Annotated in this window: 7 protein-coding genes; 6 read left to right on the top strand and 1 reads right to left on the bottom strand. The window is 37.8% G+C overall.

Annotated elements, in window-relative coordinates:
• Positions 1 to 87: 87 nt before the first annotated feature.
• Both ACY2RQ_RS18870 and ACY2RQ_RS18865 read left to right on the top strand, forming a co-directional pair.
• Positions 88 to 1,143, top strand: a complete 1,056-nt coding sequence (locus tag ACY2RQ_RS18870) for an N-acetyltransferase (protein ID WP_490114559.1) — start codon at positions 88 to 90, stop codon at positions 1,141 to 1,143.
• Positions 1,115 to 1,489 (top strand): ASCH domain-containing protein, encoded by a 375-nt coding sequence (locus ACY2RQ_RS18865; protein ID WP_490114558.1) that lies wholly within the window; start codon positions 1,115 to 1,117, stop codon positions 1,487 to 1,489. Before ACY2RQ_RS18870 ends, ACY2RQ_RS18865 begins: the two co-directional genes overlap by 29 nt.
• Positions 1,490 to 1,617: 128 nt before the next feature.
• Here the strand turns inward: ACY2RQ_RS18865 and ACY2RQ_RS18860 are convergent, their stop codons facing one another.
• The gene (locus ACY2RQ_RS18860; RefSeq protein WP_490114557.1) at positions 1,618 to 1,821 is read right to left on the bottom strand and encodes a hypothetical protein; all 204 of its coding nucleotides are present in this window, start codon (positions 1,819 to 1,821) and stop codon (positions 1,618 to 1,620) included.
• Positions 1,822 to 1,967: 146 nt separating this feature from the next.
• Here ACY2RQ_RS18860 and ACY2RQ_RS18855 point away from each other — a divergent pair, with 146 nt between their 5' ends.
• From ACY2RQ_RS18855 to ACY2RQ_RS18840, 4 genes are all read left to right on the top strand, one after another.
• On the top strand, positions 1,968 to 2,390 hold the full coding sequence (locus ACY2RQ_RS18855; RefSeq protein ID WP_490114556.1) for a zinc-ribbon domain containing protein: 423 nt from the start codon (positions 1,968 to 1,970) through the stop codon (positions 2,388 to 2,390).
• A 164-nt stretch (positions 2,391 to 2,554) separates the two neighbouring features.
• Positions 2,555 to 2,866 carry a hypothetical protein gene (locus tag ACY2RQ_RS18850; protein ID WP_490114555.1) on the top strand — a complete coding sequence of 104 codons (312 nt, stop codon included), beginning with the start codon at positions 2,555 to 2,557 and terminating at the stop codon, positions 2,864 to 2,866.
• Positions 2,867 to 2,977: 111 nt separating this feature from the next.
• Positions 2,978 to 3,628 carry a RipA family octameric membrane protein gene (locus tag ACY2RQ_RS18845; protein WP_490114554.1) on the top strand — a complete coding sequence of 217 codons (651 nt, stop codon included), beginning with the start codon at positions 2,978 to 2,980 and terminating at the stop codon, positions 3,626 to 3,628.
• A gap of 113 nt (positions 3,629 to 3,741) precedes the next feature.
• Entirely contained in the window at positions 3,742 to 4,419 is a 678-nt protein-coding gene (locus tag ACY2RQ_RS18840; RefSeq protein WP_490114553.1) for a class I SAM-dependent methyltransferase, read from the top strand.
• Positions 4,420 to 4,424: the final 5 nt, after the last annotated feature.

The following is a 4,424-nucleotide window of genomic DNA, read 5'->3' as shown; positions in this document are numbered from 1 at the left end:
TCGGCACGCATAACAAGCGCATCCAGGTGACGCCTTCGGCGCACCTGATGCGGGCGTTAGGTTCTCAATTAACAAAGGAGTTCACACATGGAACTAGAATATTTAAAGTTTAAAGATATTGATCTGGATGATCCATTCTTTGAAAGCCTAAAATCTGATTATCAAGAATTCTCGGAATGGTTTAATAAAAAATCAGAAAATAGCGCATATATTTGTCGAAATAATAGTGGCTTAATTGACGGTTTCTTATTCCATAAAATTGAAGATGAAGAAATAAGTGATGTAGTCCCAACTTTACCCGCCAAACCTAGAATAAAAATAGGCACATTCAAGATAAATGCCCACGGAACTAGGCTCGGAGAGAGGTTTGTCAAAAAATCTTTAGACTATGCAATACTAGAAGGTGTTGAAGAAGTATATGTTACAGTTTTCCCAAAACATGAGTCATTAATAAATTCTTTTAAACGATATGGTTTTAAGGAAGTTGCACGAAAAACAACTCAAAATGGTGAAGAGTTAGTTCTTGTTAAAGAAATGGGTGTTGTAACTGGAAACGTGAAGGCAGATTATCCATTTATAGATTATTCTGGAAGAAAATTTATTCTTTCATTACGACCAGAATTCCATAGCCGTCTACTTCCTGATTCAATTTTGAGAAACGAAGACCCAGAAGCTCTCGTGAAAGATATTTCACATACGAATAGTATTCATAAAATATATCTTACCAGTATGAGAGGAACCGAAAGTTTAAAGAGAAGTGATGTTTTAGTTATATATAGAACAACAGATGGTCAAGGACCTGCTCATTATCGTTCAGTAGCAACATCTATTTGTGTTGTTGAAGAAGTTAGAGATATTAGTTCATTCTCTTCAGAGGAAGAATTTTTATCATATGCACTTTCTTATAGTATATTTACAGAAAACGAGTTGAGAAACTTCTTTAGAAGAAAGAACTATCCAACAATAATAAGGTTTTGCTACAATAGTGCATTATTAAAGAGAGTAACTCGTGGTCAAATGATCGAGGATATAGGTATTAACTCTGATCAATATTGGGGTTTCTTTCAACTTACGAATGAGCAGTTCGAAGAAATTGCCAATATAGGACAACTTAATGAAAGTCTTATTATCAATAAAGCCTGAATACGCAAATAAGATTTTAACTGGTGAAAAGAAATATGAATTTAGGAAAGCTATATTCAAAGACGAAAGAGTTAATACAGTTGTAATATACGCAACGATGCCTGTCGGAAAGGTAATCGGTGAATTTGAAATTGAAGATATTCTACAAGATAGACCAACTTCGATCTGGAAGGCAACCAGAGATTTTTCTGGTATTACACACAAATTTTTCTCTGAATACTTTAGCGGCCGAAATAAAGCTTTTGCAATAAAAGTTAAAAATCCTTCAACGTACCACGAACCTTTAGAGCTATCTTCTATTCTGTCTCACGGTGTTCCACCTCAATCATTTTGCTATCTCCGCTGAACCTAACAAGTAAATCCAGGTGACGCCTACGGCGCACCTGATTTAGGCGTTAGGTGCCAAACATCAACGTCAAATTCAAGAAGTTCAAGCTTTAATTTTGTGCCTACGTCAAGCACGCACAGACTTGTTCAAACCAGCAAAATAAAGAATGTGCCAACAAATTTACTGGCCTTATCGAAAATGACAAAAATAGGGGCATCGGTTCCACCTGCTGGCAAAACGAGTTTCACCGGTGTTTTCAAACCAGCAAAATAAAGTCTGTGCAAACAAGTTCCACCTGTAAGTTCGTGCCAGCAATTTCCAGCGGCATTTTGTTTGTAACTGGCAAGCACAACATCGTGCCAAAAAAATATTATTTACCAACAAAGTCGCAATAAACTTATCGTGCCAGCGGCTGCACCTAACAAGCGCATCCAAGTGACGCCTTCGGCGCACCTGATGCGGGCGTTATGTGTAAAAACAAAATTCATCGTTCATCATGAAGAATAAAAAGAAACGGAAAAAAGAGATATTTGCCAAACGAAGGGCAAAGCAAAATGAAGCTTTATTAGACCCGTATGAAGATATAGAAAGTCTTCCTGAAGGTACAATTCGTGCGGATCACAAAGAACTTTCTCATAACAATACTTATGGGCCACTTCCATATTTCTACATTGATAAGACTTTTATTTGTGTTGACTGTAAATCTGAAGAAATGTGGAGCGCAAGAGACCAAAAATGGTGGTATGAAATTGCTAAAGGCCATATAGACTCAACAGCCATACGCTGTTTTTCCTGTAGAAATGCAATCAAAGCTGAGAAAGATCGTCAAAAAGCCCATACGGAAGAAAAAGCATTGGAAATACCTCACCCTCACAAAGCTTTTCTTCAAAAGTTAGATCGAAACAAACGCAAAATATAAAGCAGTCAGGCAATGTGCCATTTTACACATAACAAGTAAATCCAGGTGACGCCTACGGCGCACCTGATTTAGGCGTTATGCGTTTCTAGTATCCACATCAAAGCAGAAAGCCTGTAGCATTTGTCGTTCTTTTTTAGTTTGAGAAAAATAGACTGAGTATTTGTATGCCCGAGAATAAAGCTAAGTATCCGATTATCGCTATAATATTTTCATTACTTGGCATGCTGTTTGGGTCTTTAAAAGTTGGCTGGAATCATTGGGAGGGGTATTTTCTTGGACTTCCTTTTCTTCTCATTGGTTGCATCATTTCTGGGCTTCTTACTGGAAAGGTCGTTTTTGTGACCAACGAAGTTAGTGAGCTTCAATATGCCAAGCGTAAAGAAAAACCAGGCACATTTTGGTTCGCAATTTTCATTATGTCATTTATATCATGGTGGCTAATAGATAAATTTAATGTATTTGTGGCAGCTTTATAATAAAGCCCAATAAACTCACAGATACGCATAACAAGCGCATCCAGGTGACGCCTTCGGCGCACCTGATGCAGGCGTTAAATGCTTTTCACCATCTTCGACTAAGGAGTATCAATGTCGAATAACATTGAAGAAGATAATTATAAATACAGTCAGAACAACTTTTACACCCAAGCTAACTATCATTTCACTCCCGGAGTTTTTGCTTCAGGGAAGTCTGGTGATACGGAAGCACTCAAAAGTCTGTTCAAAATCGCGTTAGAAACACGAAATTTTGAAATTTCACAGCTAGTCCAAAGAAATAACTTCTTCATGATATTTCAGGGTGTAGCATTTGCTGGTTTAGCTCAGTCTTATCACACAAAACCAATGGTGAGCTTCATTTTATGTCTTGCTGGTTTTGTCGTGTCTCTGTACCAAACTGGTATGGCAAGTGGTGCAAAATTTTGGCAGGAATACTGGGAATCTACATTATCAAAAATTGAACACAGAATGCTAAATGAAATTGTTCATTCTGATAATGAGAGAAGATTGCTACTGTCATTATTTCATGATGACCACGCAAGGTACGGACAAATAGTTGAGAAAAAACTAAGGTGTAATGGTACATCATTTACAGGAAAACTGATTATGAAAAGGTATTCAGTCAGTAAAATTCCTATCTTGGTTGGCGTGTCACTTGCGGTAATTTGGTTTATTGCTTTACTCTGCACTTTCAGAGCTTACCCTCCTTTTGGTATTCCATCTTTCATTACTGGTTTTTAAATCAACCACGCATTTAACAAGTGGTTCCAGGTGACGCCTACGGCGCACCTGAACCAAGCGTTATACGGCTCCTAAACATCCAGTAAAGTCTTACGTAAAGAGAATATTAGTAAGTGGAATTAGATAAAGTTGTCCCTTGGGGGCGTACTCTTGAAGAGTATGAAAGTATGTTTTTCTTAAGCGAGGCGGATAAAAAAAAGAAAATTCTCGGTTGTGGAGATGGGCCTGCTAGCTTTAATGCAGAACTAACATTGTTAGGTGGCGACATCACTTCAATAGATCCAATTTATAAATTCTCTAAATCCCAGATAAGCAATCGTATTGATGAAGTTCGCCCGCAAATCATGGAGCAGATGCACAAAAATCAAAGCAATTATATTTGGTTAAGCATCCAGTCTCCAAAAAAGCTGGAGTTTGTGAGAATGTCAGCAATGGAGCACTTTCTCTCCGACTACGATACTGGTAAAAGCTCAAGCAGGTATATTGATGCATCTTTACCTGACCTACCATTTTCCGATAAAGAGTTTGATCTAGCTTTATGTTCTCATTTTCTGTTCTTATACAGTGAACATTTCACGGAATCACAGCATGTAGAGTCAATCATGGAGCTTTGTCGCGTATCTAAAGAGGTTCGAGTATATCCTCTGGTATCATTGGACAATACACGATCAAAGCATTTACCAGCAGTGACGAAGAGCCTTAAAAATAATGGTATCAATGTCACTATAAAGCCTGTTCCGTACCAGTTCCAAAAAGGGGCAAGTCACATGCTTGTGGCAACAGCCGTATAACAAGT

Source organism: Parendozoicomonas sp. 209JJ7-1 (genome assembly GCF_058147085.1).
Note: the sequence above shows the minus strand (reverse complement) of the source record. Positions and strands in the feature narration are given on the sequence as shown.

Coding starts and splice junctions, on each gene's coding strand:
- ACY2RQ_RS18870 (WP_490114559.1), top strand. CDS start 88: ATGGAACTAGAATATTTAAAGTTTAAAGATATTGATCTGGATGATCCA.
- ACY2RQ_RS18865 (WP_490114558.1), top strand. CDS start 1,115: ATGAAAGTCTTATTATCAATAAAGCCTGAATACGCAAATAAGATTTTA.
- ACY2RQ_RS18855 (WP_490114556.1), top strand. CDS start 1,968: ATGAAGAATAAAAAGAAACGGAAAAAAGAGATATTTGCCAAACGAAGG.
- ACY2RQ_RS18850 (WP_490114555.1), top strand. CDS start 2,555: ATGCCCGAGAATAAAGCTAAGTATCCGATTATCGCTATAATATTTTCA.
- ACY2RQ_RS18845 (WP_490114554.1), top strand. CDS start 2,978: ATGTCGAATAACATTGAAGAAGATAATTATAAATACAGTCAGAACAAC.